The sequence below is a fragment of the Myxococcus sp. MISCRS1 genome, from assembly GCF_026626605.1.
In the GTDB taxonomy this organism is placed as follows: domain Bacteria; phylum Myxococcota; class Myxococcia; order Myxococcales; family Myxococcaceae; genus Myxococcus; species Myxococcus fulvus.
In genome coordinates, this window is sequence record NZ_JAPNKB010000001.1 from 6,306,016 (window position 1) to 6,322,794 (window position 16,779).

The window sequence follows — 16,779 nt, forward strand, 5'->3', positions numbered from 1 at the left end:
CAGCGGCCGCCTTTGCTCAGTCCCAGCCGCGCAGCTCCACGCGGACCTTGCGCACCAGCAGCTCCCACTCCTGACGCTTCATCGTCGTCAGGATGCGACCGCCGATGAGCGTGAGGCCCGCGAGCGTCATCACCAGGAAGCCGATGCGATGGTCCCTCAGGCCCGCGTCGAGCAGGTTCGCCACCACGTCCAGCGTGAGGAACAGCGTGCCCAGCGCCAGGTACGCGCGAATCTGCAGCGCCATGCCCACCACGACGCCCAACAGGCACACACCTCCGAAGACGAGCGCATACGTCCCGTCCGGCGACTGGCCCACGCTCATCGCCAGCTTCGACGCGGCCGGCACGTACAGGAGCAGCCCGCCCAGGATGCGCACCGTGTTGCGCGCCGCGTGCGGCAGGCTCTCCGTGAAGAGCTGCCCCAGCATCAGCAGCAACAACCCCAGCGGCGCCAGGTAGATCTCCAGCCCCTCCAGTCCGAAGGCCAGCGCCGCGATGAGCAGCGCCAGGTTGCACGCCGCCGCCGCGAAGGCGCCGAACATCCGGCTGCGCTCCACCGCCCCCAGCGCCGCGTACAACAGGCCCGAGCCTCCCGCGAGCAGCGCCGCCTCCCGCGTCGCCTCGCCCGGCAACACCAGCGCCATGCCGATGGGCAAGAGCGCCGCGAACCTGCGCGTCGCCGCCTCCACCGGCTTCACCCCCGCGCGCCGCGCCATCACCGTCACGCCCACCAACACGAAGCCCAGCGCCAGCGCGAAGAGCGCGTCGTGCTCGGCCCGAAGCCCCGAGGCGTACAGCGCCCGCACCATCGCGTACACGCCCACCACCGCGAGCTGCACGAAGTAGACGTGCCGCCCCGTGTGCTCCACCCAGGCGCAGTGCAGCGCCACCAGCACCGACAGGCCGATGGCCGCGATGGCCAGCCTCAGCGCCTCGTCGGACGGCTGCCCCACCACGGCGAAGAGCGTGAGCATCAGCCCGCTCGTCACCAGCCACCCGTCGCGCCCCCACGTCATCCCGCCCGCGATGTCCAGCCGCCGCGTCCGCGCCCACCGCTGCGCCGCCTGCATCGCCGCCACCGCTCCCGCGGCCGCGAGCGCCAGCGCCGCGCCATGCACCGAGAACAGGTCGTCATAGCGAAGCCAGGGGCCCGACAGGCTCGCGCGGATGGTGAAGAACGTCATCACCGAGGCCACCACCGTGGCCCCCATCATCCCCGTCGCCATCGCCGCGACGAGTGACGCGAACGAACCCTTCCAGCGGAGCGCCGCCACCATCACCGCCGCCGAGGACAGCGCCAGCGTCACCGCGAAGGCCGGTGACACCATCCACGTCCCCCCCAGGCCGATGAGCACCTCTCCCAGGAGGTTGAGCGCCGCGAACGTCGGCGACGTGTCACCGTTCACCGCCAGCGCGTACAGCCCACCGGCCGCCAGGTAGACCATCATGGCCTGCTGGATGCGGATTCGCGCCGGCCCCTCGGGCATCCCGCGCCGCGCCACCACCCACGGCCCCACCGTCACCACGAGCAGCCCCACCAGCGCGAGCACCGGACCCGGCCACGCCTCGAGGATGGGCACGCGATGCGCCGCGGCGTGCACCAGCAAGAGGACGCTCACTCCCAGGACGCCGCGCCCCTTCGTCCGTGCCCCGCCGACGAACAGCACCACGCCCGTGGCGAAGACCAGCCCCGCCGCCATCAGCCCGGGCTGGAAGAGCGCCGCCAGACTGACGAGCACCACCGTGGTGACCGCGCGACGGTGCAGCAGGTGCCGGAAGGACTCGGGCAGCCCACGAATCGAGGCCGCGGCGTAGACGAGCCCCACGGCCGCGATGCCCACGAACGCGCGCTGCCACAGCAGGAACAGCGTGTCCCCGGGCGAAAGCCACGCGCCTTCCTGGAGCCAGTGGTAGCCCTCCGCGCCCGCTCGCACCCACTGTCCATCCGGTGGCGCCAGCGACACGAGCGACGGCCCCAGCAGCGACTGCCGTGCCGCCCAGAGCGCAGCCCCTGGAATCCCCAGGTACAGCCCCACGTTCGCCAGCGGCACCGAGCGGAACGAGCGCGCGAGCAACAACATCAGCATCGCCGCGCCCAGCACCATCAGCGGCGGGATGATGCCCAGCGCGCGAGACGGGTCCGGCAGGCCGACGAGCACCGCGCCCTTGAGCAGGACGAACACCAGCGCCAGCACGCCCGCGTGGGGCACCAGATGGTAGTGCGGCCCGTGAGAGGGCTTCTCCAGTCGCGCCGCCACCCACGGCCCGAAGCGCCGCGTCGCCAGCGCAATACCCCACAGCGCGATTCCGACGAGCGGATGGCGCATCGCCACGATGTCCGGAGGCAACGGACGACCCGCGCGGTTGATGATGGCCGTCAGCGCGATGAAGCCACCCATCGCCGCCAGCGCCACCACCGTGCCGCGCAGCTGCCAGTCCACGAACCCACGCGACACGAAGGCCAGCAGCGCCACCGCGGCGAGCATCCCTCCCGCGAGCAGGCACAGCGCGCGCTCCGCGTCGGAGGGCAGCGTCAGCCAGTGGGCCAACGTGAGGGTCGCGATGATGGCCTGGGCCAGCGCCACCGTCGCGAAGCCGTCCGTGTAGAGCGACAGCCCGCGCGCTCCCAGGGGGAGGGGGACCAGGTCGAACACCTTCCGTCCCCAGAAGCCGCGCACGGGCGGCGTCCCGTCGGTCACCACGGGCACGCGAGGACGCAGGGCCGCGAAGACGGCGAAGCCGAACGCCACGGACGCGGCGACGAGCGCCGCCCGCGCCGACTGGAAGTCCCACGTGGTCCCCAGCACCTGCGACACGACGAGCGAGACACCCAGCGCCGCCAGGAGGGTGACCAGCCGGGTTTCATCCCGCCGCGCTCGCAGGAGCAACCACGCGGACGCCCACGCCGTGGGCAGCGCGAGCCACGCCGTGCCAGGCAGTCCCGAGAGCAGTTCGGGGACCACCGGCGAGACGGCGACGGACAGCACCACGCCCGCCGAGGCCAGCACCATCGAGAGGTCATCCAGCGGCAACAACGCGTCGCGCGGAGCCGCCGGCTTCGCCCACGCGAGCTGCACGTGCCCCACGACGCCGTAAAGCGTGGCCAGCAGCGCGAAGACCGCCAGTCGGCTCCACTCTCCCGTCAGCTCCGGGGTTCCATCCACGAAGGCCAGCGCGCCGAAGAGCGCGGCCAGGCCTCCCAGGTAATGCAGCGCGCGCCAGCGCCAGCCGCCCGTGACATGCGCGACCAGGGCGATGCACAGCCCCGTCAGGACGCGCGGCCACGGCGTGCTCTCGCCCTCGAAGCGCGCTACCAGCGGCATCGACGCCACCGTGGCGACCAGGCTCCACGTCAGCAGCTTGATGCTCAGCATCGCCGCCGCGAACCTGCGTGAAGCGAACATCAACCCGGACGCGGCCACGGCGCCGCCGAACACCCACCAGCCCGCATCCGTGGGCGCCACGACACGCGCCACCAGCACACCCGCCAGCAGCGTGGCCATGACCGCGGGATGGACCAGGGCCCGACGTCGCGACTCGAGCAGGAAGAAGACTCCCGCGGCCACCACGGGCGCGAGCGCCGATGCGGCGGCGACCTGAACATCATCTCCGGCGCCCAGGGTGAACGCACCCAGCGCGCCCGCGAGCGCCCCGGCGGACAGCACCGCGTGCGCCACCGTCTCGACCACCGCGCTCAGTCGCGGATGCGTCCCGCGCGCGAACTCCGTGGTCGCGACCAGCGCGAGCACCGTGGCGAGCCCCTGCGTCCAGAGCGTCATGCCCGCGAACAACGCGCCGCCCGGCTCCATCGCGTCGAAGCCCGAGGGCGCGCTCGCCACGGCGAACACCGCCAGCCAGAGCGCGCCATGGAGCGCGGCGCAGGCGGACACCAGCACCGTGCTCGCGTCCTTCGCGGCCCGCCCTCGCCACAGCGTGGCGCCCAGGGCCACCACACCCACCGACGCGCAGAGCACACGCGCCCACGGCGCATCGTCGAGCCCCATCAACGGCAGTCCCGCGAGCAGCGACGGGAACAGGGCCAGCGCGAGCGCCGACGCGGACGTCCCGTACAGCAACCGGCCCGCGGAGCGCAGCGGCACCAGTCCAATGGCCGTGACTCCGAGCGCCACCGGAATGCCCACCGTCAGCGACAGGCCCACGAGCGAGGACATCGCGATGAAGGCCACGGGCAGCAGCGCGAGCCCGATGCCCGACAGCACGCGGCCCACGGGCAACGAGCGGCGTGACAGGAACACCCCCAGCCCGATGAAGGCCGCGTGGTAGCCCCACAGCGCGCCCGTCACGAGGAGCTGCCGGGGCACGCCGCCCAACGCCTGCCAGGCCTCGCGCACGCCCATGAGCGAGCCGCCCAGCACCAGCACGGCGCCGAGGAACCACCAGATGAAATCATTGAGCCGGGCCGAGCTCGCGGGCTCCGCATCCAGCGCGACCATCGCCTCCAGCCCGCCGCCCAGCGCTCCAGAGGCATCCCGCGCGAAGAGCGACTGTCCCGAGCCCAGCGCGGAGCCCAGGTCGTCCTCGCTCGCGTCGCGGTCCCCGTGCTTGCGGCGAGCGGCCTGCGCACGCTCCTCCTTCGCCGCGTTGTCCAACGAGCGCGCGAGCGCTCCGGCCCATCCCCACGTCCAACCCTCCGCGCCTCGCACCGACGCGGCGACACCGTCCGCCCAGGCCTCCACGCGCGCGGCGGGGTCCAGCGGCGGCGCGACGGGGACGACCTCCGGCGCGGTGACGACCGCGGGCTCGGCGATGACCGGCGTCAGCGTTCCTTCGAGCCGCAGCGCGGTCGACTCATCGATGAGCGCGCCGTCGCGCCAGGACGCGATGTGTCGCCACAGCGTCGTCTTGACGAGGGCCTCGAAGTGCGGCTCGGTGACGGGCACGAGGGCGTTGCCACATTCCTGGCATGACTCCCCCGATGCCCCGTCGCGAAGTCGCGCGCAGACTGGGCAGATCATCCACCCAGCATAGCCGCACTCACACCCACCTCGCTGCGCCTGCTCGGCGGGTCATGAAACATCCAGCCTGAGTCGCGAAGTGCTCTCACGCTTTCCCCATCTCTGGGGCGTACGAGCGGCCTCGAGGGCGCGGGGTTTCTCAGTCCCTCATGTAATGGCAGGTGTATCCGCCTGGATTCTTCACCAGGTAGTCCTGGTGGTAGGCCTCGGCGGGGGTGAACTCACCGGCGCGGACGATTTGCGTGACGACGGGGCGCTTCCACTTCCCGGAGGCATCGACGCGGGCCTTCACGGCCTCGGCCACCTGCCACTGCCTGTCGGAGAGCACGAAGAGGGCGGAGCGGTACTGCGTGCCCACGTCATTGCCCTGGCGGTTGAGCGTCGTCGGGTCGTGCATGCGGAAGAACCACTGCTCCAGCAGCGTCTCGTAGCTGAGCACCTTGGGGTCGAACACCACGCGCACCGACTCGGCGTGTCCCGTCCTGCCCGTGCTCACGTCTTGATACGTGGGCCGCTCCAGCGAGCCCCCCGTGTAGCCGACGTCCGTCTGGAGCACGCCCGGAATCTTGCGCAGCAGGTCCTCCATCCCCCAGAAGCAGCCACCCGCGAGCAGCGCCGTCTCGGTGACACCGGACGCGGCCAGCGCCTTGCCCACGTCGACCTTCGGCGCCGCGGCGCTCGTGGGCTTGCGACCGAACAGCGCGAGCCACTCGCCGTACCCCTGCTTCTCCAAATCGTTCACGGACACGAAGCGCAGCGACGCGGAGTTGATGCAGTAGCGCTGTCCCGAGGGGCGCGGGCCGTCATCGAACAGGTGTCCCAGGTGCGAGTCGCCGGCCTTCGAGCGGACCTCGACGCGCACCATGCCCAGGCTCTCGTCGCGCTTCTCGACGACGCGGGCGGTGTCCACGGGCTTGGTGAAGCTGGGCCAGCCCGTGCCCGAGTCGAACTTGTCGCGCGAGGAGAACAGCGGCTCTCCGGTGACGACGTCGACGTAGAGCCCCTCTTCGTGGTGGTTCCAGTACGCGTTGCGGAACGGTGGCTCGGTCGCCGACTCCTGCGTCACCTGGTACGCGACAGGGGAGAGCGTGCGGCGCAGCTCCGCATCCGAGGGCTTCTCGTAGCGGCGGGTGTCCTTCGTCACCGCGAGCGTCCCCGACTCGAGCGCGCCGCCTCCCGAGGCCGCGCCGCTCGCCTGGGTGCACGCCGCGAACACCGCGAACGCCATGCATAACCACAGGCTCCGCGAGGCGCTCGCTGAAGCGCGACGCGAGGTGACGACGAAGGTGGACGACATGGCGCAGACCTCTTCCGGTGACGCCGCGACGCGCGGGGGTTCTGTTCCCTTACGCGCGGGCCCCGAAGTCGGTTTCAGCCGCGGTGACACTTGTGTCGCGGGCGCCCCGGACAGCCGGCGGACGACCGAGCCCGCCGCGCCACGCATGCCCGCGAAAGACACGTCGCCAATCCTGCAGGGAGTCGAGGGAGGACCGGCCGTGGCGCCGCGCTTCGAGGCTCACGTGATATCGCGGTCGTTTCGAGCCCGCCGCGCTCCCCGACACGCACGTCGCCCTCGATGCGGGATGTCGGCGTCTCGAGGGCAGCCCCGCGAGGTGCGGATGAGTGCTGTCGCGACGCCCGCGCCAGCACCCGGAACGACGACGAGGCTCAGCCCTGCTGGGGCTTGTCCTCGTCGTCCAGCTCGCGGCTGAACTCCTCGTTCGTGAGCAGGCCCTTGCGCGCCATGATGCGCATCAGCGCCCAGAACTTCCGCTCCAGCTCCTCGACGCGGTCCGGGTCCTCGCGCGCCTGGCCGAACAGATAGTCCAGATCATCGAGCACGCCGCCGCCCGAGGCGGGCTTGGGCTTCGCCGCGGACTGCTCGCGCTTCTGCTTGCGCTGCTCCTCTCGCGTGCGGATCAACTCCGCCAGCGACGTGCGCTGCGTCGTCTCACCCGGAGGAAGCTCCTCGCCGACGATGACCTCCTCGTCATCCTCCTCGGGCGCGACCGGCGCGGGCTTCGCGGGCACCGCCGGACGCGGACGCGCCGTGGGGGCGGGCCGGGGCGGGGTCGCCGCCGCCGTGCCGCTCGCGGTCGCCACCGGCACCTTGTGGTAGTAGCGCAGGATGGCGCCACGCACGGCCGACAGCGCCGCCACGCGCACGCTGACCTTCAGTCCCGTGGTGAACTCGATCTCCTCCACCGCCGGTACGTTGAGTGGATCACTCATCGCGACCACGAGCTGACGGCGCCCGCCCACGCTCTCCAACGCGATGGGGAACAGGTCGTGCTGCTCGCAGAACCTGGCGCGCAGCATGTGCACCGCCGCCCACTCGGGAGTCACCGCCGCCAGGTCCACCTGCGGCATCCCCAGGGCCTGGCTCAGCGCCCCCGCGAGCGTCGCCTCGGTGATCGCCCCCTGCGCGATGAGTGTGGCTCCCAACCGCTGGCCCGATTTCCGATGGGCCGAAAGCCCCGCCTCGAGCTGCGCGACGCTGATCGCCCGCTGCTCCAGGAGCAGCTCGCCAATGCGCTTCCTCGCCATGGCGCCGGCATTACCACGCGGCCCCCAGGCGCCCAAGCGCCCGCAGACACAACCGCCCGTTCTTGGGAAGCCCCCGGAAATGGCCCGCATTGCTGCCTGGAGTCCATGCTGGCAAGGGGTACTCCAGCGCAAAATTCCTGTGAGATTTCAGCACTTAACGCCGGGCCCCCTGCCTTGACACCCCAGACAGCCATTCCTAAAGTCGGCACCACCGTTTTCAACATCCATTCCTGCCGCCCAATCACTGGGGCGCACGCCCGGGGGGGCGACAGGTTCTGGAAGGTCCGGAGCGCCGGGCCGAGCCGCCGTGGAGGCAAGACGCGATGAACCTGGGGTTTTTGACGAATCTGGCCGTGCTCGCCAACGCGGGGGGCCCCGAGCGGGGCTTCTTCGAAGAGATTGCCAAGCGCTGGGAGGCCGGTCAGTGGGGTATGTACCCCATCGCCGCGTGTCTCGTGGTGGCGCTGTCCATCATGGTCGAGCGCACCATCGTGCTGTTCGGCAAGGCCTCCATCAACAAGGAAGCCTTCCTGCGCGGCCTCAAGAAGCACATCTACGCGGGTGACCTGGACAAGGCCATCAACTACGTGGCGGGGCAGAAGTCCACGCCGCTGACCAGCGTCATCAAGGCCGGTCTGATGAACGTCCCGAAGGGCCAGGACGAAGTGCAGGCGGCGCTCGACGAGGCCACCCTGCGCGAGACGCCCCGCCTGGAGGCCCGCTCCGGCTACCTCGCGATGCTCGGCAACGCGGCGATGCTCGCCGGTCTGCTCGGCACCGTGTCGGGTCTCATCTCCTGCTTCGAGGCCGTGGCCAACGTGAACCCGGCCGACAAGGCGACCATTCTCGCCAACGGCATCTCCGAGGCCATGAACTGCACGGGCTTCGGGCTGGTGACGGCGATTCCCTGCCTCATCGCCTTCTCCGTGCTGATGGGCCGCACCCAGTCGCTGGTCAACGACATCAACGAGACCAGCGTCTCCGTGCTCAACCTCATCGTGGCGAACAAGGACAAGTTCAAGAACCTGAACGTCCCCGCCGCTCGGGACCACCACGACGACTGAGTCGGGTCTCCCGCTCGGGAACCCGCGACCCGGGCGCGCTGTCCTGTCCCCATGAGTGGGGACGTGCGGCGCGCCCCTTTCAGTCTCTTGCCGCGCCTCACCGCGCGGGGCCTTAGGAGGAGAACGCCATGGCTGGCGGAATGGACACAGGTCAAGGTGGCAAGGGCGGCAAGAAGCCGCTCGATGCCGCCATCAACCTGACCGCTTTCATCGATCTGATGGCAGTGACCATCAGCTTCCTCATCATGACGGCCGTCTGGACCCAGATCGGTCGTCTCCAGGTGTCCCAGGCGGGAGGTCCCTCCACGGAGGAGGAGCCGCCCCCGACGGAGACCAAGACGGTTCAGCTGACGCTGCTCATCACCCCGACGGAGCTTCGGCTGTCGGCGGACCAGAGCACGTTCGACCCCATCCCCCTCACCAAGGACGGCAAGGGGAAGACGGACCTGTCCAAGCTGGTGGCGCGCTTCAAGGAGTTGAAGGCGCAGCTGCCGGACCAGACGGCCATCACCCTTCAGCCCGAGGACAAGGTCCGCTACGAGGACCTGGTCCGCATCATCGACGAGTGCATCGGCTCTGGGTTGCCCCAGGTGTCGGTGTCCGCGGCGATGGGCTAGCCGAGCACGGAGCCACACCCAGTCATGGCCATCAAGGTTCCAGGCAAGCGGTACGGCAAGCGCCTCCAGCACTCCAAGGTGTTCGGGCACGGCGCGCACGGCAAGCGCAGCGGCTACGCCGACCTGCTCATCACGCCGCTGGTCGACATGTTCGTCATCATCGTGCTCTTCCTCATCGCGAACTTCTCCGCGACGGGTGAGGTGCTGATGATGACCAAGGACATCCAGCTGCCCGAGGCGGTGAACGTCGCGGAGGTGGAGATGCACCCCGTCGTCATGGTCTCCGGCGACCAGGTCAGCGTCTCCGGCACCATCGTCGGACGCGTGGAGGACTTCTCCAAGGACGAGTACCTCAACATCCCCGCGCTGGAGGAGAAGCTGCGGGACATGAAGAAGCAGTTCGAGGACCTGCACGCGATGGCGAACGACGACGCCAACACGTTCAAGGGCGACATCAACATCCAGGCGCACAAGGACGTGGAGTACGCCATCATCAAGCGGGTGATGTTCAGCTGCGCCACGGCGGGCTACAACAACATCAACTTCGCGGTGATGACGGTGGCGCCCTCGGACGGTGGTGCCACCGCGGCGGCCACGCACTAGCGACGCGCATCCTCGAGCGGTCTGCTCGAACGCCCTGGCCCACCGCGGCCGGGGCGTTTTCGTTTTGTCTGGAGACCTCATCCCATGCAGCTTCGTGCCGTCTTCTTCGACCTCGATGGGACCCTGGTGGACTCGCTGGGCGACATCGCCGACGCGATGAACCATGCGCTCGCGCGCCATGGCCTGCCCACGCATCCGGAGGCCGACTACCGCCGCTTCGTCGGCGAGGGGGTGAGGGAGCTGGCGCGGCGGGCGGTGCCCGCGGGCCGCGAGGACCAGGCGGCGCCGGTGCTGGAGACCTATCGGGCGTACTACGACGAGCACCTCTTCGACCGGACCGCGGCCTACCCGGGCATCCCCGCGATGCTGGACGCGCTCGCGCGGGACGGCGTGGTGATGGGCGTGCTGAGCAACAAGTCGGACAGCTTCGTGAAGCGGCTGGTGGAGCGGCTGTTGCCGGGGCTCCCCTTCGCCCGGGTGTATGGCGAGCGGCCCGGCATCCCGCGCAAGCCGGACCCGACGGCGGTGCTGGGGATGGCGACGGAGCTGGGGGTCGAGGCGGGCGTGTGCGGCTTCGTGGGGGACACGGCGGTGGACATGCTGACGGCGCGCGCGGCGGGGATGTACGGCGTGGGCGTCACGTGGGGCTTCCGCGACGTGGCGGAGCTGCACGGCAATGGCGCGCGCGCGGTGGCGACCACGGCGGAGGAGCTGCTCGCGGCGCTTCGCTCGGCCCGGGGCTGACGTCACGCGTTCAGACGGACCGGGTCCTCCTCGCGGCGCCCGGTGACTGTCCGTAGCGACGGCGGAAGGCGTTGCCCAGGTGGCCCTGGTTGGCGAAGCCCGCCTCCAGCGCCACGTCCGCGAGCGGCAGCCGGGTGTCCAGCAGGAGGGCGAGCGCGTGTCGCAGCCGCACCTCCTGGAGGTGCTGGTGGATGCCGGTCCCCGTCACCTTGCGGAAGACGCGGCAGGCGTGGAACGGGGAGACGCCCGCGCTCGCGGCCAGGGTCTCGACGGAGACCCGCGTGTCGAAGTGAAGCGCGGCCTCGTGTGCGATGGCGTGAGCGATGTCGCGCTCGCGCGGGCTCACGGTGGTGGAGCCTCGCTCGCCGGGCGTGAGGATGAGGCCCAGGGCCTCCTCCACCTGGACGCGCTCCACGGGGTCCTCGCGGAGGAGGGACTGGAGGCGCACATAGGCCTCGGCGCTCACGGCGAGCGTCGACGCGTCCGGGTGCGACCAGCGACGCAGCCACGCTCCTCTCACGGACAGGCAGGCGTCGCCGCCGCCATGGGGATGGCGGATTTCACAGGGCCGCTGGGGACCGAGCCTCAGTCCGACGCCAGGGGACACCACGGCCCGCGTCCGCGAATCGCGGTACTGGAAGCGCCCGTGCAGCGCGAGGACGAGCCGCTCGCTGTCCACGCCTTCCTCCCGGGGCCTGGGGCTGTCGTGTCCGTCGCAGGTGACGCGGGCGAGCTGGAGGTCCGGCGCGCTGTACAGGAGCGAGGCGTGCATGCGCGGCATGTCGTGAACATGGCGCGTCGCCCGAGGCGCGGGCAAGCGGTCCGGTGCGCGTGTGCTCGCGAACAGTGGGAGCAAGGATGTGTAAGACGGCGCCGCCGCTGTTCCCTAGGGTGGTCTCTCTTCCACGGGCTACCCCATGACCTACCTGGACCTTCTCTCGAAGTCCTCGCGCCGCTGCGTCCGTGCCTGGCAATGGACGCGCGAAGACGAGCCCTGCGGCGAATACGCGGAGCTGCACGAGCTCGCTGATGGCTGGGCCCTGGCGGGCTCGGTGGTGCTCTCACGGGAGGGGACGCCCTTCCTCGCGGAGTACTCCGTGGAGAGCGACTCACGGTGGCGGACGCGACAGGTCCACGTCGCGCTGCGAGGGGCGGGTGTCTCGCGGACGCTGGACCTGCGCGTGGATGAGGGGCTGCGCTGGTGGCGAGGTCGCGAGGAGGTGGTCCAGCTCGCGGGCTGCACGGATGTGGACCTGGCCTTCTCTCCGTCGACGAACACGCTGCCCATCCGCAGGCTGTCGCTGGAGGTGGGGCAGGGCAGCGACGTGACGGCGGCGTGGGTGCGCATGCCGGACCTGTCGCTCGAGAAGCTGCCGCAGCGCTACACGCGCCTGTCCCCCACGCGCTATCGCTACGAGAGCGGCGGTGGCCGCTTCACCTCGGAGGTGGAGACGGATGAGCTCGGACTGGTGACGCGCTATCCGCCCGCGTGGGTGCGCGTGTCCTCCGCTTCGCGCTGAGTCCATCCCGGACAACGCAGTGCCATTCACAGGGGCGCCGAGCGACTTCGGTGCCTGATGGGAGACGTGCATCATGATGTCGAAGCCCGAGTCACCGCTCTCGCAGCGTGCGCTGGAGCTGCTGCGCGCGGACGGACCCTTGCCCGCGCTGGCGGATTCCCTCGCCTTGTTCGGCCGCTTCATCGGCGCCTGGGACGTGGACGTCGCGTTCTTCGACGCCACCGGGAGACAGACCTACCGCCAGCCCGGCGAGTGGTCCTTCTCGTGGGTCCTGGACGGACGCGTCATCCAGGACGTGCTCATCTATCCGAACCCCGAGGGGCTCGATGCGTCCGCGGGAGCGAGGCGCATCGGCACATCGCTGCGGCACTTCATCCCGGAGCAGGGCACCTGGCGTGTCGTGTGGATGGGCGCCACCGCGGGGTACCTCGTCTCGCTCGTTGGTCGCCCCGTCGGCGATGAAATCCACATCGAGGGGAAGGATATGGACGGCAAGCCGCTGCGCTGGATGTTCACCGCCGTCACCGACGACGCGTTCCTCTGGCGGGGCTTCATGTCGGACGACGGCGGTGCCACCTATCGGCTCACGCAGGAGATGCACGCGCGTCGCCGCGTCCATCGCACCTGAGTCGCAGGGGGCGCCTCACGGCGGGTGGCTTTCGCGGCCCCTCCCCACCCTTTACGATGGGGCCGTGAGGTGCATCGCTTGATGGAGCAGGGCCACGTGCCTGGGGTGAGGGGGCTGGCGGAGCATCGTCTCGGACGCAGGTCCGCGTGGACCGTTGGACGAGGCGTGCTCGCGAGGGTCCGATGCGCCGCGAAGCCGCAGTGCACGAGCCGTCATCTCCGGGAGTGGGTGACGTGAGCACCGCGACGAAGACGGAGGGCGCGCGAGCCGAGGCCACCGAACAGAGCGCCGCTCCCTCCGGCGAAGTGGCGACGCCATTGAACGAGCTGGTCGCCGTGCAAGCGCCGCCCGGCGACGCTCCGACAGCGACGGCTCCCAAGAGCCCACGTCGAAGCGCGGTGAGCGCGGCCCTCTCGAACCTGTGGCCCGTGCTGAGCGTCACGTTCTCGCTCCTCGGCTCGGGGCTGTGGGGCGCGCTCAAGGGGTTCTTCATCTTCGGTTGCGTCGGCCTCGCGCTGGCGCTCGCCTTCGTGCTGGCGCCGCTCTGGCTCGGGAGCGCGCGAGGGCCTCCCTGGCTGGACATGCTGAGCCTGGTGCTCATGCCCCTGTCGCTCGCGGTGACGGGCGGCTACGCGATGATGCTCCGTGGCGGCGCCTCCCGGCTCGGCGAGGAGGCGGAGAAGCGCGGCTGGCTGGGCTACCTCTACGCGGTCATCAAGCCCGCGGCGCGGCAGCTCGCCGGGCGCCTGCGGAGCAAGGGCACGCTCAGCCGCAAGGAGCTGCTCCGAGCCGTCAAGGAGTCGGTGGCCGAGCGCGCGAGCGAGCCCTCGGCGCCGTCCACCGTCGCCTCGCGACCGGGTGGGCTGGAGCGCTTCTTCATGGAGCAGTCCTACCGGGTGCTGGGCGCCATCGCCGTGCGCGCGGTGGTCGCCTCGCCGGATGGCGCCACGGCGGTGCGGGAACTGGAGTCGCTGGCCATCGAGCGGCTGCAGGTCGCGCTCGTGGAGCGGCTGGAGGACCTGTTCCTCGTGCAGCAGGTTCTGGCGCTCGGCGTGGGGCTGCTCGTCGGCGCGATTCCGCTGTTCATCCTGCTGCTGCTGTCCTGACGAAAAGAAACGCGGGTCGGCCCTCCCCCTGGACCGACCCGCGCGAGCCCGCATCTCACGCCGTTCAGACGACGGTGACGCGGTACTTCTCCTTGTCCTCCGCGCGGTTGTAGGCCGTGGCCGCGGCGATGATGTGGCACACCCAGCCGAGACATCCGCCGGTGCCAATCCAGAAGCCGGGGGTGATGATGAGCCAGAAGACACCGCGCAGGATGTCCCCGTTGTAGATCTGCCCGACGCCTGGGATGAGGAAGGACAACAGGGCTGCGATTCCGGGACGCGACATCGTCTTGGTACCTCCTTGTTCTTCCCTACGCGCGCCGGCCGGAGCGATTGCATCCGGAGGGGCATCCCACCTATCGGCTCCTGGACGCTTGGCTGCCCTGCGCGGCGAGGGGAAGGTGCAATACCGTTCCCAGCCCGCTACCATGGTCCCACTTTGTGAACCCGTCGGGTCGGCGGACGGGCTTTCCGGGGGGATGGTCATCATCGGGCTGCTTCGAGCCAGCGCGCGCGCGCTTCGCGGGCGGCATCTCGTCGAGATGCTGGTCCTGGCCGGCGTGTACCTCGCCGTCGCTCGGCTGGGCCTCTCCCTGGCCACCGTGGGTGGAAATGTCAGCCCCGTGTGGCCCCCCACCGGTGTCGCGCTGGCCGCACTGGTGCTGCGTGGACCCGTGCTGTGGCCGGGCGTCTTCCTGGGCGCATGTCTGGCGACCCTGTCGACGGGAGCGCCCCCGGCGGTGGTGCTGGGCGTGGCCACGGGCAACACGCTGGCGATGGTGCTCGGCGCGCTCCTGACGCGGCGGCTGCGCATGGACGCGGACCTGTCACGCATCCGCGACGTGGTCGTCCTGTGCGTGGGCGCGGGCGCGGTGTGCACCGGGGTCAGCTCGCTCGTCGGGCCGCTGTGCCTGTTCTGGGGCGGCGTGCTGCCGTGGGAGCAGATGGGCCACGCCGTCTGGGTGTGGTGGGTGGGGGACATGATGGGCGTGCTCGTGGTGGCGCCGCCGCTGCTCGTGCTCAGCCGCCCCGCATGGCCCGCCCGCCTGGGCGAGGCGCTGGCGCTCTCCGGGCTCACGACGGTGCTGGGCGTGGGCATCTTCCTCTTCCGGAACTCGCAGCCGGGGCTCGCGCACGCGGCCAGCTTCCTCTTGTTCCCCATCTCCGCGCTGGCGGCGCTGCGCTTCGGACCGCGCGGCGCGGCGCTGGCGACGCTGGCCATCTCGGCGGTGGCCATCGTCGGCACGGTGCGCGGACAGGGGCCGTTCTCCTCGGGCAACGTGGCGCAGGACCTGCTCGTGCTCCAGCTCTTCATCGTCATCAACGCGGTGACGGGCCAACTCCTGGCGGCGGCGAGCGAGGAGCGGCGGCGCGCGGTGGAGCGGCTGCAGCTGCTCGCCACCACGGTGCGCGGCGTGCACGAGGGCGTCTTCATCGCGGAGGTGGTGGGGCCCGGCCGGCTGCGCACCGTCTTCGCCAACGAGGCGCTGAGCATGCTCCTGGGCCGGCCTCCCGAGGAGATGGTGGACCAGGACCCGTGCCTGCTCTATGGCGACCAGGACCCCCGGCTCACGCAGCGCGTGCACTCGGCGCTCCAGGCGGGCGAGTCCCTCTGCGTCGAGGTGACGGTGCCGCGCCGGGATGGCCGCATCGTGTCCACGGAGGTGCTGCTGTCGCCGGTGCGCGCGACGGGCGGGGACGTGTCCCACTTCGTGGCCACCCATCGCGACATCACCGCGACCAAGGAGCTGCAGGCGCGGCTGGTGGCGGCCGAGCGCGTGGCCGCGGTGGGGACGCTCGCGGCGGGCGTGGGGCATGAAATCAACAACCCGCTGGCCTACCTGGTGCTGAACCTGGAGTCCGCCTCTCGCGCGCTGTCGGAGAACGGGATGATGGCGATGCGGGACGTGCAGGCCAGCGTGCGCGGCGCGCTGGAGGGCGCCGAGCGCATCCGCCTCATCGTCCGCGACCTCCAGGTGTTCAGCCGGCAGGGGGACCAGGAGCGCTCGCTGGTGGACCTCAACGCGCTGGTGCCTCCGGCGGTGCGCATCATCAGCCATGCGCTGCGCCACCGCGCGCGGCTGGTGGAGGAGTTCGGCCCGGTGCCCAAGGTGCTGGGCAGCGAGGCGCGACTGGGGCAGGTGCTGCTCAACCTGCTGGTCAACGCGATGCAGGCGGTGCCCGAGGGCAACCCGAGCCTCCACGAGGTGCGCGTGCGCACCAGCACGGACGTGACGGGCCGGGCCCGCGTGGACGTGGTGGACACGGGCGTGGGCATCGCCCCGCAGGTGATGTCGCGCATCTTCGAGCCCTTCTTCACCACCAAGCCCTCGGGAGAGGGGACCGGGCTGGGGCTCGCCATCTGCCAGCAGATCGTCCGCACGCACGGGGGCGACCTGGAGGTGCGCAGCGAGGAGGGCAAGGGCAGCGTCTTCACCATGTACCTGCCGGCGGCGCCGGTGCAGGTGGAGGTGCCGCCGCGCCCGGTGCCCCGGAGCAAGGTGCCCATGCCCTTGACGGGCAGGCGGGGGCGGGTGCTGGTGGTGGACGACGAGCCCCGGCTGGCGCAGTCGATGCGGCTGCTGCTGGAGCCCTACCACGACGTCGTCACGGCGACGCGCGGCCAGGATGCGCTCGCGCTGGTGGCGGCGGGGAACCGCTTCGACGTCATCCTGTGTGATTTGCAGATGCCGGAGATCGACGGCGCGGCGCTCTTCCGGCGCCTGGGGGTGATGGCGCCGGAGTTGATTGAGCGCGTGGTGTTCATCTCCGGCGGGGCCTACACCGCGGAGACGCGCGGCTTCATCGAGACGGTGCAGAACCTGGTGCTGGAGAAGCCCGTCCGGCCCGAGGTGCTGATGGCGTCGGTGGACGCCGCGCTGGCCGCGCTCGACTCGCGAGACGAGGACGAGCGCGAGCCGGTGGTGGCCCGCGCGGGCGGCGCGCGTCACTGAGGACGGCGCCACCCGGCGGAG

The 16,779-nt window shown here is 70.9% G+C and carries 13 protein-coding genes; 8 read left to right on the forward strand and 5 right to left on the reverse strand.

The genetic code is table 11. From position 1 onward, the window contains the following. Nucleotides 1–16: 16 nt before the first annotated feature. The 3 genes from OWM54_RS25075 to OWM54_RS25085 all read right to left on the reverse strand — a co-directional run bounded on the left by OWM54_RS25075 (nucleotide 17) and on the right by OWM54_RS25085 (nucleotide 7,522). The gene (locus OWM54_RS25075; RefSeq protein ID WP_267699126.1) at nucleotides 17–4,900 is read right to left on the reverse strand and encodes a hypothetical protein; all 4,884 of its coding nucleotides are present in this window, start codon (nucleotides 4,898–4,900) and stop codon (nucleotides 17–19) included. Between the two features lie 214 nt (nucleotides 4,901–5,114). Further along, nucleotides 5,115–6,419, reverse strand: coding sequence for a bifunctional methionine sulfoxide reductase B/A protein (locus OWM54_RS25080; RefSeq protein ID WP_408891801.1), 1,305 nt, complete (start codon nucleotides 6,417–6,419; stop codon nucleotides 5,115–5,117). A gap of 224 nt (nucleotides 6,420–6,643) precedes the next feature. Then, nucleotides 6,644–7,522 carry a general secretion pathway protein GspE gene (locus OWM54_RS25085; RefSeq protein ID WP_267699127.1) on the reverse strand — a complete coding sequence of 293 codons (879 nt, stop codon included), beginning with the start codon at nucleotides 7,520–7,522 and terminating at the stop codon, nucleotides 6,644–6,646. Nucleotides 7,523–7,845: 323 nt separating this feature from the next. Between OWM54_RS25085 and OWM54_RS25090 the strand changes: the two genes are divergently transcribed. From OWM54_RS25090 to OWM54_RS25105, 4 genes are all read left to right on the forward strand, one after another. Then, entirely contained in the window at nucleotides 7,846–8,586 is a 741-nt protein-coding gene (locus tag OWM54_RS25090) for a MotA/TolQ/ExbB proton channel family protein (protein ID WP_046716649.1), read from the forward strand. A gap of 128 nt (nucleotides 8,587–8,714) precedes the next feature. After that, nucleotides 8,715–9,203, forward strand: a complete 489-nt coding sequence (locus OWM54_RS25095) for an ExbD/TolR family protein (protein ID WP_267699128.1) — start codon at nucleotides 8,715–8,717, stop codon at nucleotides 9,201–9,203. A gap of 24 nt (nucleotides 9,204–9,227) precedes the next feature. After that, on the forward strand, nucleotides 9,228–9,806 hold the full coding sequence (locus OWM54_RS25100; RefSeq protein WP_141327011.1) for an ExbD/TolR family protein: 579 nt from the start codon (nucleotides 9,228–9,230) through the stop codon (nucleotides 9,804–9,806). Between the two features lie 84 nt (nucleotides 9,807–9,890). Next, complete coding sequence (locus OWM54_RS25105) at nucleotides 9,891–10,550, forward strand: HAD family hydrolase (protein ID WP_267699129.1); 660 nt, start codon at nucleotides 9,891–9,893, stop codon at nucleotides 10,548–10,550. A 10-nt stretch (nucleotides 10,551–10,560) separates the two neighbouring features. Here the strand turns inward: OWM54_RS25105 and OWM54_RS25110 are convergent, their stop codons facing one another. Then, nucleotides 10,561–11,322 (reverse strand): helix-turn-helix transcriptional regulator, encoded by a 762-nt coding sequence (locus OWM54_RS25110; RefSeq protein WP_223749615.1) that lies wholly within the window; start codon nucleotides 11,320–11,322, stop codon nucleotides 10,561–10,563. Between the two features lie 145 nt (nucleotides 11,323–11,467). On the opposite strand from OWM54_RS25110, the gene OWM54_RS25115 reads away from it, so the two are divergent. The 3 genes from OWM54_RS25115 to OWM54_RS25125 all read left to right on the forward strand — a co-directional run bounded on the left by OWM54_RS25115 (nucleotide 11,468) and on the right by OWM54_RS25125 (nucleotide 13,804). After that, nucleotides 11,468–12,070 (forward strand): putative glycolipid-binding domain-containing protein, encoded by a 603-nt coding sequence (locus OWM54_RS25115; RefSeq protein WP_267699132.1) that lies wholly within the window; start codon nucleotides 11,468–11,470, stop codon nucleotides 12,068–12,070. Nucleotides 12,071–12,143: 73 nt separating this feature from the next. Beyond that, nucleotides 12,144–12,698 (forward strand): hypothetical protein, encoded by a 555-nt coding sequence (locus OWM54_RS25120; protein WP_267699133.1) that lies wholly within the window; start codon nucleotides 12,144–12,146, stop codon nucleotides 12,696–12,698. Between the two features lie 233 nt (nucleotides 12,699–12,931). After that, nucleotides 12,932–13,804, forward strand: a complete 873-nt coding sequence (locus OWM54_RS25125; RefSeq protein ID WP_267699134.1) for a hypothetical protein — start codon at nucleotides 12,932–12,934, stop codon at nucleotides 13,802–13,804. A 64-nt stretch (nucleotides 13,805–13,868) separates the two neighbouring features. On the opposite strand, the gene OWM54_RS25130 is transcribed toward OWM54_RS25125, so the two are convergent. Next, nucleotides 13,869–14,090, reverse strand: a complete 222-nt coding sequence (locus OWM54_RS25130; RefSeq protein WP_046716643.1) for a DUF5683 domain-containing protein — start codon at nucleotides 14,088–14,090, stop codon at nucleotides 13,869–13,871. A gap of 193 nt (nucleotides 14,091–14,283) precedes the next feature. Between OWM54_RS25130 and OWM54_RS25135 the strand changes: the two genes are divergently transcribed. Next, complete coding sequence (locus tag OWM54_RS25135; protein ID WP_267699136.1) at nucleotides 14,284–16,758, forward strand: MASE1 domain-containing protein; 2,475 nt, start codon at nucleotides 14,284–14,286, stop codon at nucleotides 16,756–16,758. Nucleotides 16,759–16,779: the final 21 nt, after the last annotated feature.